Source organism: Mycobacterium sp. 20KCMC460, from assembly GCF_022179425.1.
Taxonomy (GTDB): domain Bacteria; phylum Actinomycetota; class Actinomycetes; order Mycobacteriales; family Mycobacteriaceae; genus Mycobacterium; species Mycobacterium kiyosense.
In genome coordinates this window covers 4411189-4435900 of record NZ_AP025524.1, presented here as the reverse complement: position 1 = coordinate 4435900, position 24712 = coordinate 4411189, and the positions used below count along the sequence as shown (strand labels likewise).

Sequence of the window (24712 nt, the reverse complement as noted above, 5' to 3'; positions counted from 1 at the left end):
CCTACAGCAGGAAAGAGCGCACGGTCGCTGGCCCGCGAACTCCATTGGCTTAGCTATTTTAGCAGTAATGGTATAAATAGCCGCGTGAGTCACGAGGCCGATCACCGGCCGACGCCGCTCGACGGACTGCGAGTCGTCGAGATCAGTGACCGCCTGGCCGGCAGCTATTGCGGGAAGCTGTTGGTGGATGCGGGTGCGCAGGTCCGCAAAATCGAACCGCCGCAGGGAGATCCGTTGCGGCAGTACTCGGCCACCGGCTCGGCGGTACCGGACGGTGTGGCCGGTCCGCTCTACTGCTACCTCAACGCCGGCAAGAGCAGCCTGAGCGTGTCGCCGGATTCGGATCAGTACCGCGCCGAACTCGCCGGCGCCGACGTCGTCGTCGTGACCGCGGGACGGACCGGCGCCGCCGCGCTGGGCGTCGACCCGCAGCTGTTGCTGCGGCAGTCCCCACGCACGGTCGTCGTCACCATCTCCGACTTCGGTTGGAGCGGTCCGTTCGCCGACCGGCCGGCCACCGAGTTCACCCTGCAGGCCTGGTCCGGCTGCACCGGGTTCCGGGGCGATCCCGCCGGACCACCCATCTCCATCGGCGGCGACCTCGGCGAGTACATGGGCGGTGTTTACGCCGCGTTCGGTGCGCTGGCCGTGCGCCGCCGCGTGGTGCGGGGCGGCGCCGGTGAGCATCTGGACCTGTCCATGCTCGAGGCGATCACCGCGATGCAGAGCAGCGAATGGCTGCACTCCCAGTTGCTGCAGGTGCCCCCCATCCGGCGCACTCTGGAAGTTCCCTCGATCATCACCGCCAAGGACGGCTACGTCGGCATCACCATGGTCACCGGGCAGCAGTGGCTGGACTTCGCGGCCATGGTGGAATGCCCTGCGTTCGAAGAGATTCCGCAGCTGCGTTTCCAGATCGGCCGCTGGGAGTACCGCGACTTCATCTACGAGTCGATCGGTCCGTGGTTCGCCGAGCGAACCGTCGCCGAGATCGTCGAACTGGGTCAGCTGTTCCGGTTGCCGATCGCGCCGCTGGGCAACGGCGCCACGGTCCGCGACATGGACTACATGACGCAGCGCGGGGTGTTCGTGCAGAACCGGGCCGGATTCCACCAGCCGCGCGCGCCGTGGCTGATGTCGGGGTGTGCCCCGGCAGCACCCGCCGAAACGGCCGGGATCGGCGCGGGCAACAGTGAATCACCCTGGCCCAGAAGAGAATCCGGTAGTGCGCCGGTGGACGGCGGGCTGCCGCTGCAGGGGGTGCGGATCGTCGACCTGACCGCGTTCTGGGCCGGCCCGGCCGCCACCCATCTGCTGGCCGCGTTCGGCGCCGACGTGATCAAGGTGGAGTCGATTCAGCGTCCCGACGGCATCCGCTATTCGGGCGGCATGCGCACCGATATCGACGACTGGTGGGAATACGGCTGGGTATTCCACGCGATGAACACCAATAAGCGTTCGGTCACACTGGATTTGGGCTCCGAACAAGGCCGGGAGCACTTTCGCACGCTGGTCGCCGAGGCAAACGTGGTGATCGAGAATTTCTCACCGCGGGTGATGGACCACTTCGGGCTCACCGCCGAGGTGCTGCTGCGGATCAACCCCAAGCTCGTCGTTGCGCGGATGCCGGCGTTCGGGCTGGACGGGCCGTGGCGCGATCGGGTCGGGTTCGCACCCACCATGGAACAGATCGCCGGGTTGGCGTGGGTTACCGGCCTGCCGGAAACGCCGCCGGTGACCCCACGCGGGGCCTGCGACCCGCTGGCCGGCGTGCATGCCGCATTCGCGGTGCTGGCCGCGCTGCAGTTCGCCGCACGTACCGGACAGGGTCAACAGGTCGAGCTGCCGATGATCGAAACGGTGTTGAACACCACGGCCATTCAGCCGATCGAGTACGAGGTGTTCGGCAAAACCCTGAGCAGGCGGGGCAACCGCGGACACGGCGGGGCGATCCAGAACCTCTACCAGTGCGCCGGCGACGACGAATGGATCGCGGTCAGTGTGTGCGACGACGGGCAGTGGGCGGCCCTGGTCGACGTGCTGGGCCGGCCCTGCTGGGCGGACCAGGGACTTGCCACCGGCGCGGGCCGGCGCGAGCGGGCCGACGACCTCGACGACCGGTTACGGGCCTGGTTCGCCGGTCAGCCGCGGGATAGCACGGTCGATCGGCTGGTGGCGGCGGGGATTCCGGCGGCGCCGGTGGTCTCGCCGTCGCTGGTCACGCATAATCCGCAGCTACTGGCGCGGGGGTTTTTCGAGTCGCTGGACCACCCGCGGACCGGATCCGGCCTTTACCCCACGCCGCCGTTCGCCCGCCTCGCCGGGCAACACAAGTGGCTGCTGCGCCCGCCGCCGACGTTGGGCGAGCACAATGAAGAAGTCCTGCGCGGTCAGTGCGGGCTCGCCGAGGGAGAACTCGCCCGCCTTGCTGCCGACGGGGTGATCGGGACCCGACCGGTGGGGCTCTGAGTAGGGAAGGAGCATCCGATGCGAGTGATCGTCGATGCCGACATGTGCGAGGCCAACGGCTTCTGTGAGTCGATCGCGGCGGACATTTTCGAGTTGGGCGACGAGGACGTGGTGCAGATCGCCGACGGCCCGGTACCGCCCGACCGGGAGATCGACGTGCGCGCCGCGGTGGATCAATGTCCCCGGGCGGCGCTGAAGATCGTCGACTGAATCGCTGGGCGCTCGCGCGCCTTGCGCCTGTTGCTTTCTCGCGGACGTCACGCTGGTGCAGCGCTCGGCGCCGAACGTCACGCCAGTGCGGCGCTCGGCGCTCGGCGCTCGGCGCCGGTCCAGGCGCCAGGCCGCCGGCCCGCCGATCCGCCCCGGCGTATCGGCCAATGATGCACTGCGCGTGGGCAAGCCGCATCGACCGCCGCTCGGCGGGTGCCAATCGACAGGAGCGGGACCGGGCGCAGGCGCACTCGTTGACGTTCAATGCTTAAAATAGTAAAAATAGACATAGTCGTCGAACCGCGGTGCAGCGTGGGCGGCAACATGCCGTATCCAAGCCGCGCAGCCCGCGTGGGAAACGGAGAACTCGTGACGGACACTTTCACCGACCTGGCGTCGGACTCGGATCCCTCGGAACGGGAGTTCGGTCCCTCGGGCATCGCGCTGTCGACCTACCGCTTCCCCACCGGCTGGTTCATCGTCTCCTTCGCCTCCGAGCTGGCCCCCGGCGAGGTCAAGCGGGTGCACTACTTCGGCGAGGAACTGGTGCTCTTCCGCACCAAGTCGGGCAAGGTGCACGTGCTCGACGCCTACTGTCAGCACCTGGGCGCCAACATGGGCGTCGGCGGCACGGTGGAGGGCGAGCACATCGTGTGCCCCTGGCACGGCTGGCAGTGGCGCGGTGACGGCACCAATGCGCTCATCCCGTACAGCAAGATCGGGTGCAAGAACAACGTCCGCATCCGCGCCTACCCCGTCACCGAGTGGTACGGATTCATCCTCGTCTGGCACGAGCGCCATGGCCGGCCACCGTACTGGCAGCCGCCGGTGCTGCCCGAACTCGAGACCGACGAGTACTACCCGTTGCACCCCCACACCCGGATGGTGAACCGGGTCAAAGTGCACGCGCAGATGATCATCGAAAACGCCGCCGACCCGTATCACGTGCAGTATGTGCACAAGGCCGCCAACCCGGCCAACACCGCCTCGTTCCAGGTATCCGGTTACCACCTGCACGCGACGGTGAACGCGCACTTCGGTGGGGGCCGGGCCAAGACCTGGTTGACGCCCAACGGACCGGTCGACGCGAAAATCATCTACGACAACTATTCGCTGGGCCTGGGCATCGTGCGATTCCCCAGCGATCTGGTGAACACCGTCCAGGTCACCGGTCAGACTCCGGTCGACGAGGACTACACCGACTACTTCTACACCCAGGCCTCCATCCGCGAGCCCGGCGACACCGGCGACGTTCCCACCGGCCGCGCCGCCAAATTCCTTGCGCTGCAACAGGAAGTCATCAAGCAAGACTTCTTCACCTGGGAGAACATGAAGTATCTGGAGAAGCCGAACCTGGCGCCGGAAGAGGCACGCGACTATGCGGCCCTGCGTCGCTGGGCGCACCGCTTCTACCCGGGCGCCGAACCGTCGCCCACCGACTTCGGCTACACCGCCGACGGTGCGCCGGACCCGGCGGCGGCGCCGGCCTGACCCGGACCGTGTCGCTGGGGCCCGCCGATTTCGGCGTCGACGAATTCACCGTTCCGGCGGTACTGGATCGTCGCGCCGAGCAGTTCCCCGACCGGGTGGTGCTGACGGTTGCCGGTGTCGACATCACCTTCGCGCAGCTGCGGCAACGGTCCCGCGCGGCGGCCCGACTATTGACTGATCTTGGTGTGCGACAAGGTGATTGCGTGGCATTGTTCAGCGCCACGTGCCCGGAATGGATCTACTTCTGGTTGGGCACGGCGCGGATCGGCGCGGTCAGCGCCGCGGTCAATGCCGCTAACAAGGGCGACTTCCTGCTGCACAACCTTGCGCTGTCGCGGGCCAAGGTCGTTTTCACCGACACCGACCGGCGCTCCCGTGTCGACGAGGTGGCCGGCCGGCTGGACTTGGTGAGCGACGTTGTGGTGCAAGGTGATTCGCTGGCGGTGGCGCTGAACGGCGGTGGCACGGTACCCGACAGTCCCGCCGCCCCGGGCGACACCGCGGCACTGTTCTTCACCTCGGGCACCACCGGGCCGTCCAAAGCCGTTGCCACGTCCTGGCAGTACCTGTTCACGGTGGCCGCCACTGCCGCCGCTGCGTGGCAGTTCGCCGCGGGGGAGGCGTTGTGGACGGCGATGCCGCTGTTTCACCTGAGCGCGGCGCCCAGTGTGCTGGCTCCGCTGCTGGTCGGCGGGAAAACGGTGCTGGCAGGCGCCTTTCATCCCGGCCAGGTGTGGGACGACGTGCGTGTGCCCAGCGCGGTAGGTTTCGTAGGCGCCGGAGCCATGGTGTCCATGCTGTACAACCTGCCTGCCGATCCGCGGGATGCGCAGCTGCCGCTGCGGTTCATCTCGGCGGCGCCGATCGATGCCGGCTGCTATCGGTCGATCGAGCAACGCTACGGCTGCCGCGTGGTCACCATGTACGGCCTGACCGAGGCGTTTCCGCTTGCGGTGAAGGGCGTTGCCGACCACGGAGTTCCGGGCACCTCGGGTCAGCCCAACCCCAACTTCGAGGTGCGTGTCGTCGATACCGAGGGCAACGAGCTGCCCGCCGGGGTGGTGGGCGAGATCGCCTGCCGGCCCCGCTTCCCGCATGTGATGAGCGAAGGCTACGTGGTCGCGGGGGAGCCCCGCCAACTGCGGGTGCAGCCGCATCCGGACTGGTTTCGCACCGGCGACCTGGGCAGGTTCGACAGCGACCGCAACCTCACCTACGTCGACCGCGCCAAGGACTCGTTGCGCCGGCGCGGCGAGAACGTCTCGTCGGTGGAAGTGGAGGCGGTGGTGCTGGGCCACCCGGCCGTCGCCGAAGCCGCCGCGGTGGCGGTCCCCAGCGACCTGGGCGAGGACGACATCCTGCTGGCGGTCGTGTTACGGCCCGGAACGGCAATCGATCACGCCGAGCTGTTGGACTTCTGCGCCGCCCGGATGCCCTACTTCTGCGTGCCGCGTTACATCGAAGAGCTTGATGAACTGCCCAAGAACGCGATCGGACGGATACGTAAAGACTTACTACGCGCTCGCGGGTTGACGGCGGGGGCGTGGGACCGTGAAAGCCACGGATACACCGTGCGCCGGTGAATGGGAGAGCGAAGGAACAGACATGCCACTGACCTACCAGGAACAGCAACTGCTGCAGGGCGCGACCGGCCGCGGAGCGATCCAGGATCTGACCGCCAGACACAACCGGGCCTACTCCGATGGCAACCGGAACGCGTGGATCGCGACGTTCCGCCATTCGGGGGCAACGTACCGTCGAGACGGCGAGTCGTTCAGCGATCTGCGCGCGGCCTTCGACGGCGGCGAGGGGCAGCGGCTGGTGACCGTCGACCATGAAATCCACGTCGACGGTGTCAACGCGACGCAGCACTGTGTGGCAATCCTGTTCGCCACCGTGCTCGGCACCACCACTTTGCGGGCCACCGGCACCTACCGCGACGAACTCATCTACGAGCGCGGCGGCTGGTATTTCACTTCCCGCGAACTCAGATGGGACGCGGTGCCGAGTCGCCAGCTCGTCATGTGATCCCGTGGACCAGAATCCCTCCGGCCGCCTGAGCTACCAAATGGTCTTCGGCACTTACGAAGACGCGTTGCAGATGGTGGGCAGCACAACCGAAGCCCGCACCGCGGCCCATCCGGTCGGCGGCGCGCGCATCCAGCTGTTCGCCGCGATGGTCCGCGACGCCAACCGCTCCTACTGGGACGACGAGTTCGCCGGCGACCAGTGGGGCGGCCTGCTGGCGCCACCCGCGTTGTTGATGGGGTGGCTGATACCGCCGCCGTGGCTGCCCGGCCAGACGTCCGGTGCGGCCCGGCCGACCGCGGCGCTTGCGCTGCGAGTTCCGCTGCCGGGCACCACGTTCATCAACGCGGCCAACGACGTCGAGTTTCTGGAACCCATCGTGGCGGGTGACCTGCTGACCGCGGTCGAACAGCTGGTGTCGGTGTCGCCGGAGAAGCGAACCCGGCTTGGCGTCGGCCATTTCGTCGAAACCCTGGAGACTTACCGCCGCCAGGACGGCACTGTCGTTGCCAGATCGCGCAATACGTTGTTCCGCTTCACCCCAGAGCCGGCGACGTGACCGATCTGGATTGGCACGACATCATCGTTCCGACGGAGCTGCCCGAGATCGTCGACGAGATCACCTACCAGCGGGTCATCGAGAACGCGGGTGCCACCTGGGATTATTTCCCGGGCCATTTCGACCCCGCTTATGCCCAAAGCCAGGGTAATCCAACGATTTTCGTGAACACCATGCACCTGGCGGGATTCGCCGACCGGGTTGCGACCGATTGGGCGGGACCACGAAGTCGGGTGGTGCGCCGCTCGATGCGGCTGGTGGGTTCGATCTATGCCGGCGACACCATGGTCGGCCGCGGCCGTGCGGTCGGCAAACGCATCGACACCACCGCCGACCCACCGCGCCACCTGGTCGACGTGGAGATCCGGGTCCTCAACCAGCACGGTGCACTGTGCTGTCCGGTGCAGATCACCCTGCAGCTACCGGATTCCGGGCCTGACGGCAGTGCATGAGGCGGCCGAATTTCATCTGGCGGTGTGCCGGCGCTTCGGCGCGGCGGTGGCCGCGGCGGCCGGCAGGTGGGAGCGGCCGTCACCGTGCGACGCCTGGACTGCCCGCGGAGTGCTTGAGCACGTGATCGGCTTCCACGACGTACTGGTGTTGCGGCCCTTATCGCGCAAACCCGACCGACCCCGCGACGATCCGCAGGCGCGTTGGTTGTTGACCTACGACGCGCTGACGCTTGCCTTTTCGAATGGCGCGGGACCCGAGCCGCCGACACTTCGGCAAGCGTTCGAGGTGATTCCCAAATTGACCCGCGACGTCCTGATCCACACCTGGGACCTCGCACGTGCGGTGGGGGCCGACGATCGGCTGGATCCCGGCTGGTGTGAGCTTAGTTACGCTCAAACAGCGGCGGATTGGCAAGATCTGAGCGCATCGGGCATGTTCGGACGCCCGGTGTGCGTGCCCGACGACGCGGATGTGCAGACGAAGCTGCTCGCACAGCTTGGCCGCGACCCGTTGTGGCGTTAGCGAGATCTCACAGCGGCGGCAGCTTTCCGTTGCAGGCCACCGACTGCAGTTCGACGTATTCGTGCAGGCCCTCGGGGCCGAACTCGCGCCCGATGCCCGAATGCTTGAAGCCGCCGAACGGGGTGCTGATGTCGAGCATGTACATGTTGATGCCGTAGGTACCGGTGCGCACCCGCCCGGCGATGTCCAGGCCGTGCGCGACGTCGGCCGTCCACACCGAGCCGGCCAGGCCGTAGTCGCTGTCGTTGGCGATCCGTACCGCGTCGTCCTCGTCGTCGTACCGGAGCACCGTCAGCACCGGGCCGAAAATCTCCTCGCGGGCGATGCGCATCTCGTTGTTGGCATCGGTGAACAGGGTGGGCCGCACGTACCAGCCGCGTGGTTCCGGGCTGTCGGCGCCGCCGAGTACCAGCCGGGCGCCTTGCTGCTGTCCGGATCGGATGAGATCTTGGACCCGCGCCTGTTGTCGTTGTGCGACAAGGGGTCCGATGTCGGTCTTCTCGTCGGCGGGGTCGCCGACGCTAAGCCCCGACATCATGTCGGCCAGCGCCTCGACGAATTCGTCGTGCCGGCGGCGGCTGACCAGAATACGGGTCTGCGCGACGCAAGCCTGACCGTTGTTCATCAGACTGGCCGACTTCAATCCCGCGACCGTCTTGACGATGTCGGCGTCGTCGAGCACGATCGCCGCCGACTTGCCACCCAGTTCCAGGCTCACCCGCTTGAGTTGTTCGCCACACAGTGCTGCGATACGACGGCCGGTGGCGCTGGATCCGGTGAAGGCGATCTTGTCCACGCCGGGGTGTCGCACCAGCGCCTCACCGAGCTGCGGTCCGCCCGGAAGCACCGACACCACGCCTTCGGGCAGGTCGAGCTGCTCGATCATCTCGGCCAACCACAAAGCGTCCAAAGGGGTTTCGGGAGCCGGCTTGACGATCACGGTGCAGCCGGCGATCAGCGCCGGAATCAGCTTGGGCATGATCAGGCACTGCGGCACGTTCCACGGCACGATCGCCCCGACCACGCCGACCGGTGCCCGGTTCAGGTGCGCCTCGCCGAGCACGCCCTGGCGGCGTTCCACCCACGGGAAGTCGCGGGCGGCGGCCAGTGTGAGGTGGATCATCGAGGCGGCCCCGGCGGCTTGGCCGAGTCGGCTGAAGCTGCGCGGGGAGCCCATCTGCGCGGTGATCAGGTCGGCCATCTCGTCGATGTGGCGCCCGTAGACGGCGGCCAGTTCGGAGACTTTGCGCATCCGCTCAGCCGGGGGGAGTCGCGGCCAGGGGCCGTCGTCGAAGGCGCGCCGGGCCGTGGACACGGCGTCATCGAGGTCGCGCTGATCGGCGGCAGGTACCTCGGCGATCGGTTCCTCGGTGTGCGGAGAGATGACGGTGAGGCGCTGCGACGTGGCCGGCTCGCACCATCGGCCGCCGATGAAAAGCCGGTCGTACGAACGGGTTGCCGTCATCGGGGCACCACCTCAGGGCGACGGTAATTTCGCTATTGATGCTAACATAGCAAAAATTCTCCCAAGGCGAGGCAGCAGTGGCGAACGACTGGCGCAGTTACCCGTTCGAATTGGTACCCGGCGACAGCCAATTGAACTTTCCCGCCGCCGAGGGCCAGCACGCCGACCAGGAGTCCGACACCTGGTTCATCGCCGGTGAACTCGACGCACCGGAGACCGGCCGGTCGTTCGCATTCCTGACCATCTTCAACCGGAACCGGCCGGGTGGATCGATCGTCGCCGACTTCTACACCATGGCACTGTTCGATCTGGATACCGGGGAATACGGCACTTACACCGACTACGACATGCCGCCGGCCAGCATGGAGCCGGGCGCCATCCCTCGATTGTCCAGTGCCGTGGGGCTATTGGACCTCGAGTACGACACCGGCGACGGCACCGCGCGATGGACCGCCCGTACCGACGCCGGCGGCAATCCGGTGCCCTACACCTATGACGTCGACTTGGTGGGTACCGACCAGCACGGGCAGCCCATGCGGTTGGAACTTGCCGTCACCCCCACCCGCGCGCCTACCGCGTTGGGCGCCTCGGCGTACAACGGCAAGATCGCCTGCTTCGGTCAGGACGACACCTACTCCTACTTCCAGACCGGGATGGTGATGACCGGCGCGCTGCGCTGGGGCGAGGCGACCGAGCGGGTCAGTGGGAGCAGCGGGCACGTCGACCGGCAATGGTTTCCCAAGTACGCGGGCGGCGGGAGCGGCGAGCCGCCGCGAACCAGGTCGCATGAGTGGCGCACCATCAACTTCGACAACGGCGTCGACATGAGCATCTGGCGGCAGTTTCTGCGCACCGAAGGTAATGCGCTGCAACCGTTTACCGGTATCACCACCAGCTACCCCGACGCCAGGCCGTCGGAGTGCGTCGAAGACTTCGACGTCACGATCAGCAGCTACGTCCGGTGGCCCGAATCGATCCGATCGCTGATCCGTCCCCCCGCCAAGGCGCGCTACCTGCCCGACCGGCATCGGATCACCTGCGCCGCACTACAATTGGACATCGTGGGGGAACCTTTGGTGGCTGCCCCGGCCCACGGTCTGCCGATCGAATACATGGAAGGGCCGTATCGCTACCGCGGAACTCTGGCCGGCCGGCCGGTGACGGCGTTTGCGTTCAACGAGCGATCACTGGCGCTCTATCGGGACTGGGAGCTGGTCCAGGTGCTGGCCACCACAGCCGCCGAAACCGCTGACGCCGAGCTACACGCCGCCGTGGACCGGCTCGCGAAACTGGTGCACGACGGCGCCGCAGACGCGGCGTTACAACTGGCCGCAGAGCTGCGCACCGATCAAACAGAGTTCCTGGCAACAATTTTGGACGACCTGATCACCGCACTGTCAGGTTAGCGCCCGCTCCCAGGCGAGGTGGCGGTGCTGCAAGCCCGGCTCGTTGCGGCCGAACAGAAGTTTCTCCCGCGCTCCGGATTCCAGGTTCGCCTGCAACCCCTGGACTAGCCGGTAGTCCTCGTCGCGCACCGTGGCGTGGGCGTATTCGAACACCGCCTGCGCGCCGGCGGCGACGGATTCATCGGACATATCCAGCGGGGTGGAGTTCTGGTGCACCGTGACCGACCGGCCCGGTCGGTCGCCCGGGTAGACACGGAACAGTTCGCCGTTGGCGATCGTCGCCGAGATCACGATGTTGGGGAACAGCGCGTAGATGACCACCAGGTTGTTCAGCGGCACCCACTGGTCCTCGGGAACGTTCTCCAGATCCAGGATCGTATTGAGCGGGAAGATCAATCGGTGGTGCGGCCCGAAGGCGTCGAAGACCGTGCAGTTGCTGCGGGCGATGGTGGCGAACGTGTTTTCGTGCACGGTGGCGAAGTGGTAGTTCTCGGCGAAGGTGTCCACCGCCAGCTTCCAGTTGATGGGCGAGTCCAGCACCTTCTCGCCCAACGGCGCCCATCGGCCGATGCCCCAGGAGTCGAGTTCTGCGGCCAGCGGCCCCAGGTGGTCCGCCACATCCAAGGTCGTCCCGCTTTTCACGGGTTGCATTGCCACCCAGAGAAATCCGGCGAATTCGGCGGCAGGGAGCTCGGTCAACCCGTCCGAGCGCGGGGTGGTGTCCGGGAAGCCCTCGCGGCCCGGCACCGCAGTCAGCCGGCCGTTGTTGTCATATGTCCAAGCGTGGTAGGGACAGGTGAACCGTTTGGCCACACCACATCCCGATGCCACCTGCGCCTGCCGGTGCAAGCAGACATTGTCAAATGCCTTGACCGAGCCGTCGGCGGTGCGTGTCAGCAAGATCGATCGGCCCATCACCGTCTTGGTGCAGTAGGACCCGGGCCGGGGCAGTTCGGAGGCGTAGCCGACCAGCTGCGGGCAGCCCAGCACCATAGCCCGGTCTCTGGCGTGCCGCTCGAGAGAGGTGTAGGCGGCCGCGTCAACCTGGTGGGTGTGTGGTGCGAGGTCAGTTGTCTTGTCGCGCGCCAGTTTCAAAGCGCGCCGCGTCAGATCGATCAGCTGGTCGTGATCCATCACAACCCCCATCGCATCGCGTGCGGTCCCCTCAGCGGCTGCTGCGGGGCTGCCGCATCCCGAGCCTAACTTTACTAACTTTATAGTGACAAGAAGAATCGACCAAAGATCGATCGGCTACGGATCTGTCGACCCGAACTGGTGTTGCGGCGAAGTGATGCAGATGTGACTGCTGTGTCTGATGATCTTCATGGGATTCCTGTCGTACCCTCTGACTCATGTCCGTTTCCCGACGTGACGTGCTGAAATTCGCCGCGGTGGCACCGGCCCTGGTGGGCCTGGGTGCCGCGACGGCTTCGCTGACTGCGCCGGCGGCGTCCGCGTCGCTCGGCACCCTGCTCGACTACGCGGCCGGCGTCATCCCGGCCAGCCAGATCAGAGCGGCCGGCGCGGTGGGGGCGATCCGGTATGTCTCGGATCGGCGGCCCGGGGGAGCGTGGATGCTCGGCAAGCCCATCCAGCTCGCCGAGGCGCAGGACCTGCACGGAAGCGGTCTGAAGATCGTCTCGTGCTATCAGTTCGGAAAAGGCAGTACCTCGGACTGGCTGGGCGGTGCCGCCGCCGGCATCCAGCACGCCAAGCGGGGAATGGAACTGCATGCCGCGGCCGGCGGCCCGGCCAGTGCTCCCATCTACGCCTCGATCGACGACGACCCCTCGCACGACCAGTACAAGAATCAAATCGTCCCGTACCTGCGGTCTTGGGAGTCGGTGGTCGGTCACCAGCGCACCGGCGTGTACGCCAACTCCAAGACCATCGACTGGGCGGTGAACGACGGTCTCGGGTCCTACTTCTGGCAGCACAATTGGGGCTCGCCGAAGGGGTATACGCACCCGGCCGCGAATCTGCATCAAGTCGAGATCGACAAGCGACAGGTGGGGGGCGTCGGGGTCGACGTCAACGAAATCCTCAAGCCGCAGTACGGGCAGTGGGCGTGACCTCGCCCGCTTTCTAAGAATCTGCGTCTCGTTCCAGCAAACACTCGTTCGCTCAGTCGCCTCCGTCGACGACATTGATGAATCGTTGCGTATGTGGCAGGCGTGACGATACGCGGCCGCGGGAGGCGAAATTTTTAACATAACGATTTGGTAACAATACTGCTTTGATCAGCGAAGTTATAGCTACTCGACCGTAACCACCTGCATGCAGGACGTTTGTCAGCGGCGCCCGCGCCCGCGGTTTCCGGCGGTGTTACCCACGACACGGTTACCGGTGCGTAGAACTCGCCAGTAACCAATCACCTCCAAGAATTCGAGGAGATCCTCATGACACTCTTATTGGGACCGCTGCAGTACAGGGCGCCGCTCGACGACGTTCCGGCTGCCCGACAAAGCACCGGTCAGACGATTATCGGCCGCGATTCGATGCGGAATCGCCCGGAGCGGCACCGGCAGGACGCCGGACCGCCCCGGGGCTGCGGGGCCGGCCGAACGAACCGAGACGCATAGATGCATAGCGACGCTTGAGGGAGATACCAAGGTGACGATCCACGAGCACGACAGGTTGTCCGCAGATCGCGACGGCAGTGGACCGCACAGCGCGCATGCACTGGTGGACCGGCTGACCGCAGGCGAGCCCTACGCGGTCGCGTTCGGGGGCCAGGGCAGCGCGTGGTTGGAGACCCTGGAAGAGCTGGTGTCCGGGGCCGGGATCGAATCCGAGCTGGCGACCCTGGTCGGCGAGGCCGATCTGCTGCTCGAGCCCGTCGCGCGGGAGCTGATCGTGGTGCGCCCGATCGGTTTCGAGCCGTTGCAGTGGGTGCGCGCGCTGGCCGCCGAGGACACCGTGCCGTCCGACAAGCACCTGACCTCGGCCGCCGTCTCACTTCCCGGTGTACTGCTGACGCAGATCGCCGCCATTCGCGCATTGGCCCGCCAGGGCATGGACCTGATCGAGACCCCGCCGGTGGCACTGGCCGGACACTCGCAGGGCCTGCTCGCGGTCGAGGCCCTCAAAGCCGGCGGATCGCGTGACGTGCAATTACTGGCGCTGGCACAGCTGATCGGCGCGGCCGGCACGCTGGTGGCGCGCCGCCGCGGCATCTCTGTGCTGGGCGACCGGCCGCCGATGGTGTCGGTCACCAACGCCGACCCGCAGCGCATCGGGCAACTGCTCGACGAGTTCGCCCAGGACGTGCGCACCGTGTTGCCGCCGGTGCTGTCCATCCGCAACGGGCGTCGCTCGGTGGTCATCACCGGCACTCCCGAGCAACTGTCCCGCTTCGAGCTGTACTGCAACCAGATCTCGGAGAAGGAAGAGGCCGAGCGCAAGAACAAGCTGCGCGGCGGCGATGTCTTCGCGCCGGTCTTCGACCCGGTGCGGGTCGAGGTCGGGTTCCATACCCCGCGGCTGTCCGACGGCGTCGACATCGTCGGTCGCTGGGCCGAGCAGGTGGGCCTGGACGTCGCGCTGGCCCGCGACCTGGCCGAGGCCATTCTGGTCCGCAAAGTCGACTGGGTCGACGAGATCACCCGGGTCAACGAGGCCGGAGCCCGGTGGATCCTCGACCTGGGTCCCGGTGACATCCTGACCCGGCTGACCGCGCCGGTCATCCGAGGTCTGGGCATCGGCATCGTGCCGGCGGCCACCCGCGGCGGCCAGCGCAACCTGTTCACCGTCGGGGCCACCCCGGAGGTGGCCCGCGCGTGGTCCAGCTACGCACCGACGGTGGTCCGCCTGCCCGACGGCAGGGTCAAGCTGTCGACCAAGTTCACCCGGCTGACCGGGCGGTCGCCGATCCTGCTCGCCGGCATGACCCCGACCACCGTCGACGCCAAGATCGTGGCGGCCGCGGCCAACGCCGGGCACTGGGCCGAGTTGGCCGGCGGCGGACAGGTCACCGAGGAGATCTTCGCGGCCCGCGTCAAGGAATTGGCCGGGCTGCTCGAGCCCGGCCGCACCTACCAGTTCAACGCGCTGTTCCTGGACCCCTACCTGTGGAAGCTGCAACTGGGCGGTAAGCGTCTGGTCCAGAAGGCCCGGCAGTCCGGCGCGGCGATCGACGGCGTGGTGGTCAGTGCCGGCATCCCGGAACTCGAAGAGGCCGTCGAGCTGATCGACGAGCTCAACGACGTCGGGATCAGCCACGTGGTGTTCAAGCCGGGCACCATCGAGCAGATCCGCTCGGTGATCCGCATCGCCACCGAGGCGCCCACCAAGCCGGTGATCATGCACATCGAAGGCGGCCGCGCCGGCGGTCACCACTCCTGGGAAGACCTCGACGACCTGCTCCTGGCCACCTACTCCGAGCTGCGCTCTCGACCCAACATCACGGTCTGCGTCGGTGGCGGGATCGGCACCCCCGAGCGTGCCGCGGAGTACCTGTCCGGTCGCTGGGCACAGGCCTACGGCTTCCCGTTGATGCCGATCGACGGCATCCTGGTCGGCACCGCCGCGATGGCGACGCTGGAAGCCACCACGTCGCCGTCGGTCAAGCAGCTGCTGGTCGACACCCAGGGCACCGATGGCTGGATCGGCGCCGGAAAAGCCCAGGGCGGCATGGCTTCCAGCCGTAGCCAGCTGGGCGCCGACATCCACGAGATCGACAACAGCGCCTCCCGGTGCGGGCAGCTGCTCGACGAGGTGGCCGGTGACGCCGACGCCGTGGCGGAGCGTCGCGACGAGATCATCGCCGCGATGGCCAGGACCGCCAAGCCCTACTTCGGCGACGTCGCGGAGATGACCTACCTGCAGTGGCTGCGCCGCTACGTGGAATTGGCCATCGGAGATGGCGACTCGACCGCAGACACCGCCGCGCCGGGTAGCCCGTGGCTGGCCGACACCTGGCGGGAACGGTTCGAGCAGATGCTCAAGCGCACCGAAGCCCGTTTGCATGCAAAGGATTTCGGGCCGATCGACACCCTGTTCAACGACGCGGCACTGCTGGAGGATCCGGCCGCTGCGATCGAGTTGCTGCTGGGTGGCTACCCGGATGCCGAGACGGTGCAGCTGCATCCCGCCGACGTGCCGTTCTTCGTGAGCCTGTGCAAGACGCCGGGCAAGCCGGTGAACTTCGTGCCGGTGATCGACAAGGACGTGCGGCGCTGGTGGCGCAGCGACTCCCTGTGGCAGGCGCACGACGCCCGCTACGACGCCGACCAGGTGTGCATCATCCCCGGCCCCGCCGCGGTGGCCGGCATCACCCGACTGGACGAACCGGTCGGGGAACTGCTGGACCGGTTCGAGCAGGCCGCCATCGACGAGGTGATCGGCGCCGGCGCCGAGCCCGCCGACGTTACGTGCCGCCGGTTGGGCCGCGCCGACGTGCGCGGGCCGCTCGCCGTGGTGCTGGATGCGCCCGACGTGGTGTGGGCGGGCCGGACCACCACCAACCCGGTGCACCGGATCGCCGAGCCCGCCGACTGGCAGGTACACGAAAACCGCACCGCCACGCACACCTCCACCGGGGCGCGGCTGCAGGTCACCCCGCAGGGCGAGGTGGTGCTCAGCGTGCCGGTGTCGGGAACCTGGATCGACATACCGTTCAGCCTGCCCGCCAACACCGCCGACGGCGGCGTCCCGGTGGTCACCACTGAAAACGCCACCACGGCAATGCGTTCCGTGCTGGCCATCGCCGCCGGTGTGGACGGGCCGGAGTCGCTGCCGACGGTCACGGACGGCTCCGCCAGGGTGACGGTGGCATGGGATCCCGAGCGGGTTGCCGACCACACCGGGGTCACGGCGACTTTCGGTGAGTCGCTGGCACCGAGCCTGACCACGGTGCCCGACGCGCTCGTCGGGCATTGCTGGCCCGCGGTTTTCGCCGCGATCGGTGCAGCGGTCACCGACACCGGGGTGCCGGTGGTGGAGGGCCTGCTCAGCCTGGTGCACTTAGACCACGCCGTCCGGCTAGCCGAGCAGCTGCCCACGGTGCCGACCGAATTGACCGTCGTCGCAACGGCTACCGGGGCAACCGATACCGACATGGGCCGCGTCGTTCCCGTCACGGTCACGGTGACCTCGCAGACCGGGTCCCTCGTCGCGACCCTGGAAGAGCGGTTCGCGATCCTGGGCCGCACCGGTACGGCCGAACTTGCCGACCCGGTCCGGGCCGGCGGTGCGGTCTCCGAGAACGCCACCGACACCCCGCGGCGGCGCCGCCGCGACGTCAAAATCGCTGCGCCGGTGGACATGCGACCGTTCGCCGTGGTGTCCGGCGACCACAACCCCATCCACACCGACAAGGCCGCGGCCCTGCTGGCCGGGCTGGGATCGCCGATCGTGCACGGCATGTGGCTGTCGGCGGCCGCCCAGCACGCGGTTACCGCCACCGACGGCCAAGCCCGCCCACCGGCGCGACTGGTCGGCTGGACCGCACGATTCCTCGGCATGGTGCTGCCCGGCGACGAGGTCGACTTCCGGGTCGAACGGGTCGGAATAGACCAGGGCGCAGAGGTTTTGGAGGTGACCGCCAAGATCGGCACCGACCTGGTCATGTCGGCGACCGCTCGGTTGGCCTCGCCCAAGACGGTCTACGCCTTCCCCGGTCAGGGCATCCAGCACAAGGGTATGGGCATGGATGTGCGGGCCCGCTCGAAGGCGGCCCGCAAGGTGTGGGACGAGGCGGACAGGTTCACCAGGGACACCCTGGGCTTCTCGGTGCTGCACGTGGTCCGCGACAACCCGACCAGCATCATCGCCAGCGGAGTGCACTACCACCACCCCGACGGTGTGCTGTTCCTCACCCAGTTCACCCAGGTCGCGATGGCCACGGTGGCGGCCGCGCAGGTCGCCGAGATGCGCGAGCAGGGCGCCTTCGTCGAAAATGCCATCACCTGCGGCCACTCGGTGGGTGAATACACCGCATTGGCTTGTGTGAGTGGGGTTTTCGAGCTCGACGCACTGCTCGAAGCCGTGTTCCACCGTGGCTCCAACATGCACGACATCGTGCCGCGCGACGAGCTGGGCCGCTCCAACTACCGGCTGGCCGCCATCCGACCCTCCCAAATCGACTTGCCCGACGAGGAAGTCACCGACTTCGTGGCCGGCATCGCCGAGCGCACCGGTGAATTCCTGGAGATCGTGAACTTCAACCTGCGTGGGTCGCAGTACGCGATCGCCGGCACGGTGCGCGGTCTGGAGGCTTTGGAGGAAGAAGTCGAGCGGCGTCGCGAGATCACCGGCGGCAAGCGCTCTTTCATCCTGGTGCCGGGCATCGACGTGCCGTTCCACTCCCGGGTGCTGCGGGTCGGCGTCGCCGAGTTCCGTCGCTCGCTGGAACGACTGATGCCGCGCGACAAGGACCCCGAACTGATCCTGGGGCGCTACATCCCGAACCTGGTGCCGCGGCCTTTCACGCTGGACCGTGACTTCATCCAGGAGATCCGGGACCTGGTGCCCGCCGAACCGCTCGACGAGGTGCTGGCCGACTACGACACCTGGCTCAACGAACGGCCACGCGACCTGGCACGCAAGATCCTGATCGAGCTGTTGGCCTGGCAGTTCGCCAGCCCGGTGCGCTGGATCGAGACGCAGGACCTGCTGTTCATCGAGGAGGCCGCCGGCGGCCTGGGGGTGGAGCGGTTCGTCGAGATCGGCGTGAAGACGGCACCGACGGTCGCGGGCCTGGCCACCAACACTCTCAAACTGCCCGAATACGCGCACAGCACGGTGGAGGTGCTCAACGCCGAGCGCGATGCCGCGGTGTTGTTCGCCACCGACACCGATCCCGAGCCGGAACCGGAAGTCGAAGAGCCGGTTGCTGATTCCGCCGCTGAACCGCAAGCCGCCGCCGCTCCCGCGCCGGTTCCCGCGGCCGCGCCCTCAGGTGGTCCGCGTCCCGACGACATCCCGTTCGACGCCGCCGATGCCACGCTGGCCCTGATCGCGATCTCGGCGAAGATGCGCCTGGACCAGATCGAGCCGTTGGACTCCATCGAGTCGATCACCGACGGCGCCTCCTCGCGGCGCAACCAGTTGTTGGTCGACCTGGGCTCGGAGCTGAACCTGGGTGCCATCGACGGCGCCGCCGAGGCCGACCTGGCCGGGCTGCGCGCGCAGGTGACCAAACTGGCCCGCACCTACAAGCCTTACGGTCCGGTGCTTTCCGATGCGATCAACGACCAGTTGCGTACGGTGTTCGGCCCGTCCGGCAAGCGGCCCGCTGCCATCGCCGAGCGGGTGACGAAGACCTGGGAACTCGGCGAGGGTTGGGTCAAGCACGTCACCGTCGAGGTGGCGCTGGGCACCCGGGAGGGCACCAGCGTCCGTGGTGGCGCAATGGGTCATCTGCACGAGGGCGCCCTGGCCGACGCCGCGTCGGTCGACAAGGTGATCGATGGCGCTGTCGCCGCGGTGGCTGCGCGCCATGGGGTTTCGGTGTCGCTGCCCTCGGCCGGTGGCGGTGGCGGCGCGACCGTCGACGCGGCCGCGCTCAGTGAATTCACCGACCAGATCACCGGCCGCGACGGCGTGTTGGCCTCGGCCGCCCGCCTGGTGCTGGGTCAGCTGGGCCTCGACGAACCCGCGAGCGTGCCGCCGGCGGCCACCGACGCAGAGCTCATCGACCTGGTGACTGCCGAATTGGGCTCGGACTGGCCGCGTTTGGTGGCGCCGGTGTTCGACGGCAAGAAGGCTGTCGTCTTCGACGACCGCTGGGCCAGCGCCCGCGAGGACCTGGTCAAGCTGTGGCTGGCCGACGAAGGTGACATCGACGCCGACTGGCTGCGGCTCTCGGAGCGGTTCGAGGGGGCCGGCCACGTCGTCGCCACGCAGGCCACCTGGTGGCAGGGCAAGTCGCTGGCCGCGGGCCGGCAGATCCACGCCGCCCTGTACGGCCGGATCGCCGCCGGCGCCGAGAACCCCGACCCCGGCCCCTACAGCGCCGAAATCGCGGTCGTGACAGGTGCTTCCAAGGGCTCCATTGCCGCATCGGTGGTCGCGCGCCTGCTCGACGGCGGCGCCACCGTCGTCGCCACCACCTCCAAGCTCAATGACGAGCGACTGGCGTTCTACCGCGAGCTCTACCGCGATCACGCCCGCTTCGGTGCGGCGTTGTGGGTGGTGCCGGCCAACATGGCGTCCTACTCCGACATCGACGCCCTGGTCGACTGGGTCGGTTCCGAGCAGAGCGAGAGCCTTGGGCCGCAATCGATTCACATCAAGGACGCGCAGACCCCAACGCTGTTGTTCCCGTTCGCCGCACCGCGGGTGGTCGGCGACATGTCCGAAGTCGGGGCGCGCGCCGAGATGGAGATGAAGGTACTGCTGTGGGCCGCGCAACGGCTGATCAGCGGGCTGTCGAAGATCGGCGCTGAGCGCGACATCGCCTCACGGCTGCACGTGGTGCTGCCCGGCTCGCCCAACCGCGGCATGTTCGGCGGTGACGGCGCCTACGGGGAGGCGAAGTCGGCGCTGGACGCGGTGGTCAGTCGTTGGCACGCCGAATCCTCGTGGGCGGAACGAGTCAGCTTGGCGCACGCGCTGATCGGCTGGACCCGCGGGACGGGGCTGATGGGTCACAACGACGCCATCGTCACCGCCGTCGAGGAAGCCGGTGTCAGGACCTACTCGACCGACGAGATGGCGGCGATGCTGCTGGGCCTGTGCGACGTGGAATCCAAAGTGGCCGCGTCGAGTTCGCCGATCAAGGCCGACTTCACCGGTGGATTGGCCGACGTCGAACTGGACATGGCCGAGCTGGCCGCCAAGGCCCGCGCGGAGATGACGTCCGAGGCGGCGGACGAGGATGACACTCCGGCCGAAGGCACCATCGCGGCGTTGCCGTCGCCGCCCCGCGGCTACACGCCCGCGCCGCCGCCGGAATGGGACGACCTGGATGTCGACCCGGCCGACCTGGTGGTGATCGTCGGCGGTGCCGAAATCGGGCCGTACGGCTCGTCACGTACCCGCTTCGAGATGGAGGTCGAGAACGAACTGTCGGCCGCCGGCGTGCTCGAGCTGGCTTGGACCACCGGGCTGGTCCGCTGGGAGGACGACCCCCAACCGGGTTGGTATGACACGCAATCCGGTGATCTGGTGGACGAATCCGAGCTCGTCGAGCGTTACCACGACGCGGTCGTCCAGCGCTGTGGGATTCGGGAGTTCGTCGACGACGGTGCGATCGACCCCGACCACGCGTCGCCGTTGTTGGTGTCGGTCTTCCTGGACAAGGACTTCACCTTCGTGGTGTCCTCCGAGGCCGAGGCGCGGTCGTTCGCCGAGTTCGATCCCGAGCACACGGTCATCCGGCCGGCGCCCGACTCGGGTGACTGGCAGGTCACCCGCAGAGCCGGTACCGAGGTCCGGGTGCCTCGTAAGACCAAGCTGTCCCGGGTAGTCGGGGCGCAGATCCCGACCGGATTCGACCCGACGGTGTGGGGCATCAGCCCGGATATGGCCAACTCGATCGACCGCGTGGCGCTGTGGAACATCGTCACCACCGTCGACGCGTTCCTGTCCGCCGGGTTCTCGCCGGCCGAGGTGATGCGTTACGTGCACCCGAGCCTGGTGGCCAGCACGCAGGGCACCGGGATGGGCGGCATGACCTCGATGCAGACCATGTACCACGGCAACCTGCTCGGCCGTAACAAGCCGAACGACATCTTGCAGGAAGTTCTGCCGAATGTCGTTGCCGCGCACGTGATTCAGTCCTACGTGGGCAGCTACGGCTCGATGATCCACCCGGTCGCCGCGTGCGCGACGGCGGCGGTCTCGGTCGAGGAGGGCGTCGACAAGATCCGGCTGGGCAAAGCGGAGCTGGTAGTGGCCGGTGGTCTGGACGACCTCACGCTGGAGGCCATCATCGGCTTCGGTGACATGGCCGCCACCGCGGACACCTCGATGATGCGCGGTCGGGGCATCGACGACGCGAAGTTCTCGCGGCCCAACGACCGGCGCCGGCTGGGCTTCGTCGAGGCCCAGGGCGGCGGCACCATCCTGCTGGCCCGCGGCGACCTGGCCCTGCGGATGGGGTTGCCGGTGCTGGCGGTGGTCGCCTACGCGCAGTCCTTCGGTGACGGGGTGCACACCTCGATCCCGGCCCCCGGGCTGGGCGCGTTGGGTGCGGGCCGCGGGGGTAAGGACTCTGCGCTGGCGCGCGCGCTGGCCAAGCTGGGCGTCACCGCCGACGACATCGCGGTGATCTCCAAGCACGACACGTCGACGCTGGCCAACGATCCCAACGAGACCGAACTGCACGAGCGGCTCGCCGACTCGCTGGGTCGCTCCGAGGGCGCCCCGCTGTTCGTGGTGTCGCAGAAGAGCCTGACCGGTCACGCCAAGGGTGGTGCGGCGGTGTTCCAGATGATGGGTCTGTGCCAGATACTCCGCGACGGGGTCATTCCGCCCAACCGCAGCCTGGATTGTGTCGACGACGAGCTGGCCAATTCCTCGCACTTCGTCTGGCTGCGCGACACGCTGCGCTTGAGCGGCAGGTTCCCGCTGAAGGCCGGCATGTTGACCAGTCTCGGGTTCGGTCACGTGTCGGGTCTGGTAGCGCTGGTGCATCCCCAAGCGTTCATCGCTGCGCTGGACCCCGCGCAGCGCGCGGACTACCAGCGCCGCGCGGACGCTCGCCTGCTGGCCGGTCAGCGCCGGTTGATGTCGGCGATCGCCGGCGGCGAGCCGATGTACCAGCGGCCGCCGGATCGTCGCTTCGACCACGACGGGCCGGAGAAGCCGCAGGAGGCGAGGATGCTGCTGAACCCCGACTCCCGGCTGGGCGACGGCGACACCTACCGGGCCGACCAGGTGTCTGCGGGCTGATCCGGACGATCGGTTAACCTGGCCACCCATGGGCATCGTCGGAATCGGGATCGACCTTGTCTCCATCCCGGATTTCGCCGAGCAGGTCGATCAACCGGGCACGGTGTTCGCCGAAACTTTCACCCCCGGCGAGCGCCGCGACGCCTCCGACAAGAGTTCCTCGGCGGCACGGCACCTGGCTGCCCGATGGGCGGCCAAGGAGGCGGTAATCAAGGCCTGGTCGGGATCACGCTTCGCACAGCGCCCGGTGTTGCCGGAGGACATTCACCGCGACATCGAGGTGGTCACCGACATGTGGGGTCGCCCGAGGGTCCGGCTCAGTGGCGAGATCGCCAAGCATCTGGCCGACGTGACGATTCACGTCTCGCTCACTCATGAGGCGGACACCGCCGCAGCCGTGGCGATCCTGGAGACGTCCTAGCCCACTCTGATATCCGTATCACGCTGGCGCGGAACACCTTTCGAGCGGTGCGCGCTGTGGTTAGCGCTGCGCGTCAAAAGATTCGTTTACATCGGCACGGATAAGTACTACATTCGGTGGTACTACGTCGCGTAGTAATACGTGGCGAACTACCGACTCGCAACGGCGCGGGCCGGGCGTGAGGGGATGGTCGCCGTGGACCTGAATTTGACGAATACCGTTGCGCGACAAGCGATTGAGGTCGACGCCCGGTATCACCCGTCGGCCGCGGTGCGTCGCCAGCTCAACAAGGTGTTCCCGACGCACTGGTCGTTCCTGCTCGGTGAGATCGCGCTGTACAGCTTCATTGTGCTGCTGCTCACCGGTGTGTATCTGACCCTGTTCTTCGACCCGTCGATGGCCGAGGTCACCTACAACGGCGTCTACCAGCCGCTGCGCGGGGTGGAGATGTCGCGGGCCTACGAGACGGCGCTCAACATCTCCTTCGAGGTGCGCGGCGGCCTGTTCGTGCGCCAGGTTCACCACTGGGCGGCGCTGATGTTCTCCGCGTCGATCATGGTGCATCTGGCGCGGGTGTTTTTCACCGGCGCGTTCCGCCGGCCGCGTGAGGCGAACTGGGTGATCGGGTCGCTGCTGCTGATCCTGTCGATGTTCGAGGGCTATTTCGGTTACTCGCTGCCCGACGACCTGCTCTCCGGTATCGGGCTGCGCGCCGCACTGTCGTCAATCACGTTGGGGCTACCGGTGATCGGGACCTGGCTGCACTGGGCGCTGTTCGGCGGCGACTTCCCCGGCACCGTGCTTATTCCTCGCCTGTATGCGCTGCACGTGCTGTTGCTGCCGGGCGTCATCCTGGCGCTGATCGGTGTGCATGTGGCGCTGGTGTGGTTCCAGAAGCACACGCAATTCCCTGGTCCGCGTCGCACCGAGCACAACGTGGTAGGTGTTCGGGTGATGCCGGGCTTCGCGGTGAAGTCCGGCGCTTACTTCGCCTGCATCGTCGGTGTGCTGGGCCTGATGGGCGGGCTGTTGCAGATCAACCCGATCTGGAACCTGGGCCCTTACAAGCCCTCTCAGGTGTCGGCCGGCTCGCAGCCCGACTTCTACATGATGTGGCCGGATGGCCTGCAGCGGCTGTGGCCGGCCTGGGAGATCTACCTCGGCCATCACACGGTGCCGGCCACCGTCGGTGTCGCACTGATCATGGGGCTGGTCTTCATCCTGCTGATCATCTATCCGTTCCTGGAGAAGCGGTTCACCGGCGACTACGCCCACCACAACCTGCTGCAGCGGCCGCGTGACGTGCCGGTGCGCACTTCCGTTGGCGCCATGGCGATTTCGTTCTATGCGGTGCTGACTTTGGCCGCGATGAACGACATCATCGCGTTCAAGTTCCACATCTCGCTCAACGCCACCACCTGGATCGGCCGCATCGGCATGGTGGTCCTGCCGCCGCTGGTCTACTTCATCACCTACCGGTGGGCCGTCGGGCTGCAGCGCAGCGACCGCGCGGTGCTCGAGCACGGTGTGGAGACCGGCATCATCAAGCGTCTGCCGCACGGCGCCTACGTCGAATTGCACCAGCCGTTGGGGCCCCTCCCGCTGGAATATCAAGGTGCGCCAGTGCCGAAGAAGATGAACAAGCTGGGCTCGGCCGGAACTCCCGGCGGCGGCAGCTTGCTTGTGGCTGATCCGCCGGCGCAGGACGCGGCGCTCTCGGCGGCCCGGCATGCGGCGGAGCGTCGATTGATCGCCGTACTGCGAAAGTCTCGCTGAGGGAGCCGTGCCGCGACGGGAAGGCTTCGCTCACGTAGGTGCGACAGACCCCGCCGAACTGCGCTCTGTTCGGC

The 24712-nt window shown here is 67.4% G+C and carries 15 protein-coding genes; 13 read left to right on the top strand and 2 right to left on the bottom strand.

Annotation, left to right across the window (positions count from 1 at the left end):
• Positions 1 to 72 precede the first annotated feature (72 nt).
• From MKCMC460_RS20430 to MKCMC460_RS20395, 8 genes are all read left to right on the top strand, one after another.
• Positions 73 to 2469, top strand: a complete 2397-nt coding sequence (locus MKCMC460_RS20430; RefSeq protein ID WP_236984278.1) for a CoA transferase — start codon at positions 73 to 75, stop codon at positions 2467 to 2469.
• An 18-nt stretch (positions 2470 to 2487) separates the two neighbouring features.
• Positions 2488 to 2679 carry a ferredoxin gene (locus MKCMC460_RS20425; RefSeq protein ID WP_236976700.1) on the top strand — a complete coding sequence of 64 codons (192 nt, stop codon included), beginning with the start codon at positions 2488 to 2490 and terminating at the stop codon, positions 2677 to 2679.
• Positions 2680 to 3003: 324 nt separating this feature from the next.
• Positions 3004 to 4170: an aromatic ring-hydroxylating dioxygenase subunit alpha gene (locus MKCMC460_RS20420; protein ID WP_370652916.1), complete on the top strand. Its 1167-nt coding sequence runs from the start codon at positions 3004 to 3006 to the stop codon at positions 4168 to 4170.
• 8 nt (positions 4171 to 4178) lie between these two features.
• Positions 4179 to 5753, top strand: a complete 1575-nt coding sequence (locus MKCMC460_RS20415) for an AMP-binding protein (RefSeq protein WP_236976698.1) — start codon at positions 4179 to 4181, stop codon at positions 5751 to 5753.
• 22 nt (positions 5754 to 5775) lie between these two features.
• Positions 5776 to 6198 carry a nuclear transport factor 2 family protein gene (locus MKCMC460_RS20410; RefSeq protein WP_236976697.1) on the top strand — a complete coding sequence of 141 codons (423 nt, stop codon included), beginning with the start codon at positions 5776 to 5778 and terminating at the stop codon, positions 6196 to 6198.
• A 4-nt stretch (positions 6199 to 6202) separates the two neighbouring features.
• The gene (locus MKCMC460_RS20405) at positions 6203 to 6757 is read left to right on the top strand and encodes a MaoC family dehydratase N-terminal domain-containing protein (RefSeq protein ID WP_236976696.1); all 555 of its coding nucleotides are present in this window, start codon (positions 6203 to 6205) and stop codon (positions 6755 to 6757) included.
• Positions 6754 to 7209: a MaoC/PaaZ C-terminal domain-containing protein gene (locus tag MKCMC460_RS20400; RefSeq protein ID WP_236976695.1), complete on the top strand. Its 456-nt coding sequence runs from the start codon at positions 6754 to 6756 to the stop codon at positions 7207 to 7209. The genes MKCMC460_RS20405 and MKCMC460_RS20400 overlap by 4 nt, the downstream gene beginning before the upstream one ends.
• A complete protein-coding gene (locus MKCMC460_RS20395; protein ID WP_236976694.1) occupies positions 7202 to 7732 on the top strand; it encodes a maleylpyruvate isomerase family mycothiol-dependent enzyme in 531 nt (176 codons plus the stop codon). Before MKCMC460_RS20400 ends, MKCMC460_RS20395 begins: the two co-directional genes overlap by 8 nt.
• Before the next feature lie 7 nt (positions 7733 to 7739).
• Here the strand turns inward: MKCMC460_RS20395 and MKCMC460_RS20390 are convergent, their stop codons facing one another.
• On the bottom strand, positions 7740 to 9197 hold the full coding sequence (locus tag MKCMC460_RS20390) for an aldehyde dehydrogenase (protein ID WP_236976693.1): 1458 nt from the start codon (positions 9195 to 9197) through the stop codon (positions 7740 to 7742).
• A 77-nt stretch (positions 9198 to 9274) separates the two neighbouring features.
• Between MKCMC460_RS20390 and MKCMC460_RS20385 the strand changes: the two genes are divergently transcribed.
• Positions 9275 to 10603 carry a lipocalin-like domain-containing protein gene (locus MKCMC460_RS20385; RefSeq protein ID WP_236976692.1) on the top strand — a complete coding sequence of 443 codons (1329 nt, stop codon included), beginning with the start codon at positions 9275 to 9277 and terminating at the stop codon, positions 10601 to 10603.
• Here MKCMC460_RS20385 and MKCMC460_RS20380 read toward each other — a convergent pair.
• Positions 10595 to 11737, bottom strand: a complete 1143-nt coding sequence (locus MKCMC460_RS20380; RefSeq protein ID WP_236976691.1) for an SRPBCC family protein — start codon at positions 11735 to 11737, stop codon at positions 10595 to 10597. The two genes, MKCMC460_RS20385 and MKCMC460_RS20380, sit on opposite strands and share 9 nt — an antisense overlap.
• 218 nt (positions 11738 to 11955) lie before the next feature.
• Here MKCMC460_RS20380 and MKCMC460_RS20375 point away from each other — a divergent pair, with 218 nt between their 5' ends.
• The 4 genes from MKCMC460_RS20375 to MKCMC460_RS20360 all read left to right on the top strand — a co-directional run bounded on the left by MKCMC460_RS20375 (position 11956) and on the right by MKCMC460_RS20360 (position 24638).
• Positions 11956 to 12675, top strand: coding sequence for a glycoside hydrolase domain-containing protein (locus MKCMC460_RS20375; RefSeq protein WP_236976690.1), 720 nt, complete (start codon positions 11956 to 11958; stop codon positions 12673 to 12675).
• A 541-nt stretch (positions 12676 to 13216) separates the two neighbouring features.
• A complete protein-coding gene (locus MKCMC460_RS20370) occupies positions 13217 to 22441 on the top strand; it encodes a type I polyketide synthase (RefSeq protein ID WP_238304744.1) in 9225 nt (3074 codons plus the stop codon).
• Between the two features lie 28 nt (positions 22442 to 22469).
• Complete coding sequence (locus tag MKCMC460_RS20365; RefSeq protein ID WP_055577800.1) at positions 22470 to 22862, top strand: holo-ACP synthase; 393 nt, start codon at positions 22470 to 22472, stop codon at positions 22860 to 22862.
• Positions 22863 to 23048: 186 nt separating this feature from the next.
• A complete protein-coding gene (locus MKCMC460_RS20360; protein ID WP_238306030.1) occupies positions 23049 to 24638 on the top strand; it encodes a cytochrome bc complex cytochrome b subunit in 1590 nt (529 codons plus the stop codon).
• The last annotated feature ends 74 nt before the right edge of the window (positions 24639 to 24712 follow it).

Bases quoted from the DNA above. Each gene is read 5' to 3' on its own strand.
- MKCMC460_RS20390 (WP_236976693.1), bottom strand. From the start codon at position 9,197: ATGACGGCAACCCGTTCGTACGACCGGCTTTTCATCGGCGGCCGATGG.
- MKCMC460_RS20380 (WP_236976691.1), bottom strand. From the start codon at position 11,737: ATGGATCACGACCAGCTGATCGATCTGACGCGGCGCGCTTTGAAACTG.
- MKCMC460_RS20365 (WP_055577800.1), top strand. From the start codon at position 22,470: ATGGGCATCGTCGGAATCGGGATCGACCTTGTCTCCATCCCGGATTTC.
- MKCMC460_RS20420 (WP_370652916.1), top strand. From the start codon at position 3,004: ATGCCGTATCCAAGCCGCGCAGCCCGCGTGGGAAACGGAGAACTCGTG.
- MKCMC460_RS20410 (WP_236976697.1), top strand. From the start codon at position 5,776: ATGCCACTGACCTACCAGGAACAGCAACTGCTGCAGGGCGCGACCGGC.
- MKCMC460_RS20360 (WP_238306030.1), top strand. From the start codon at position 23,049: ATGGTCGCCGTGGACCTGAATTTGACGAATACCGTTGCGCGACAAGCG.
- MKCMC460_RS20375 (WP_236976690.1), top strand. From the start codon at position 11,956: ATGTCCGTTTCCCGACGTGACGTGCTGAAATTCGCCGCGGTGGCACCG.
- MKCMC460_RS20425 (WP_236976700.1), top strand. From the start codon at position 2,488: ATGCGAGTGATCGTCGATGCCGACATGTGCGAGGCCAACGGCTTCTGT.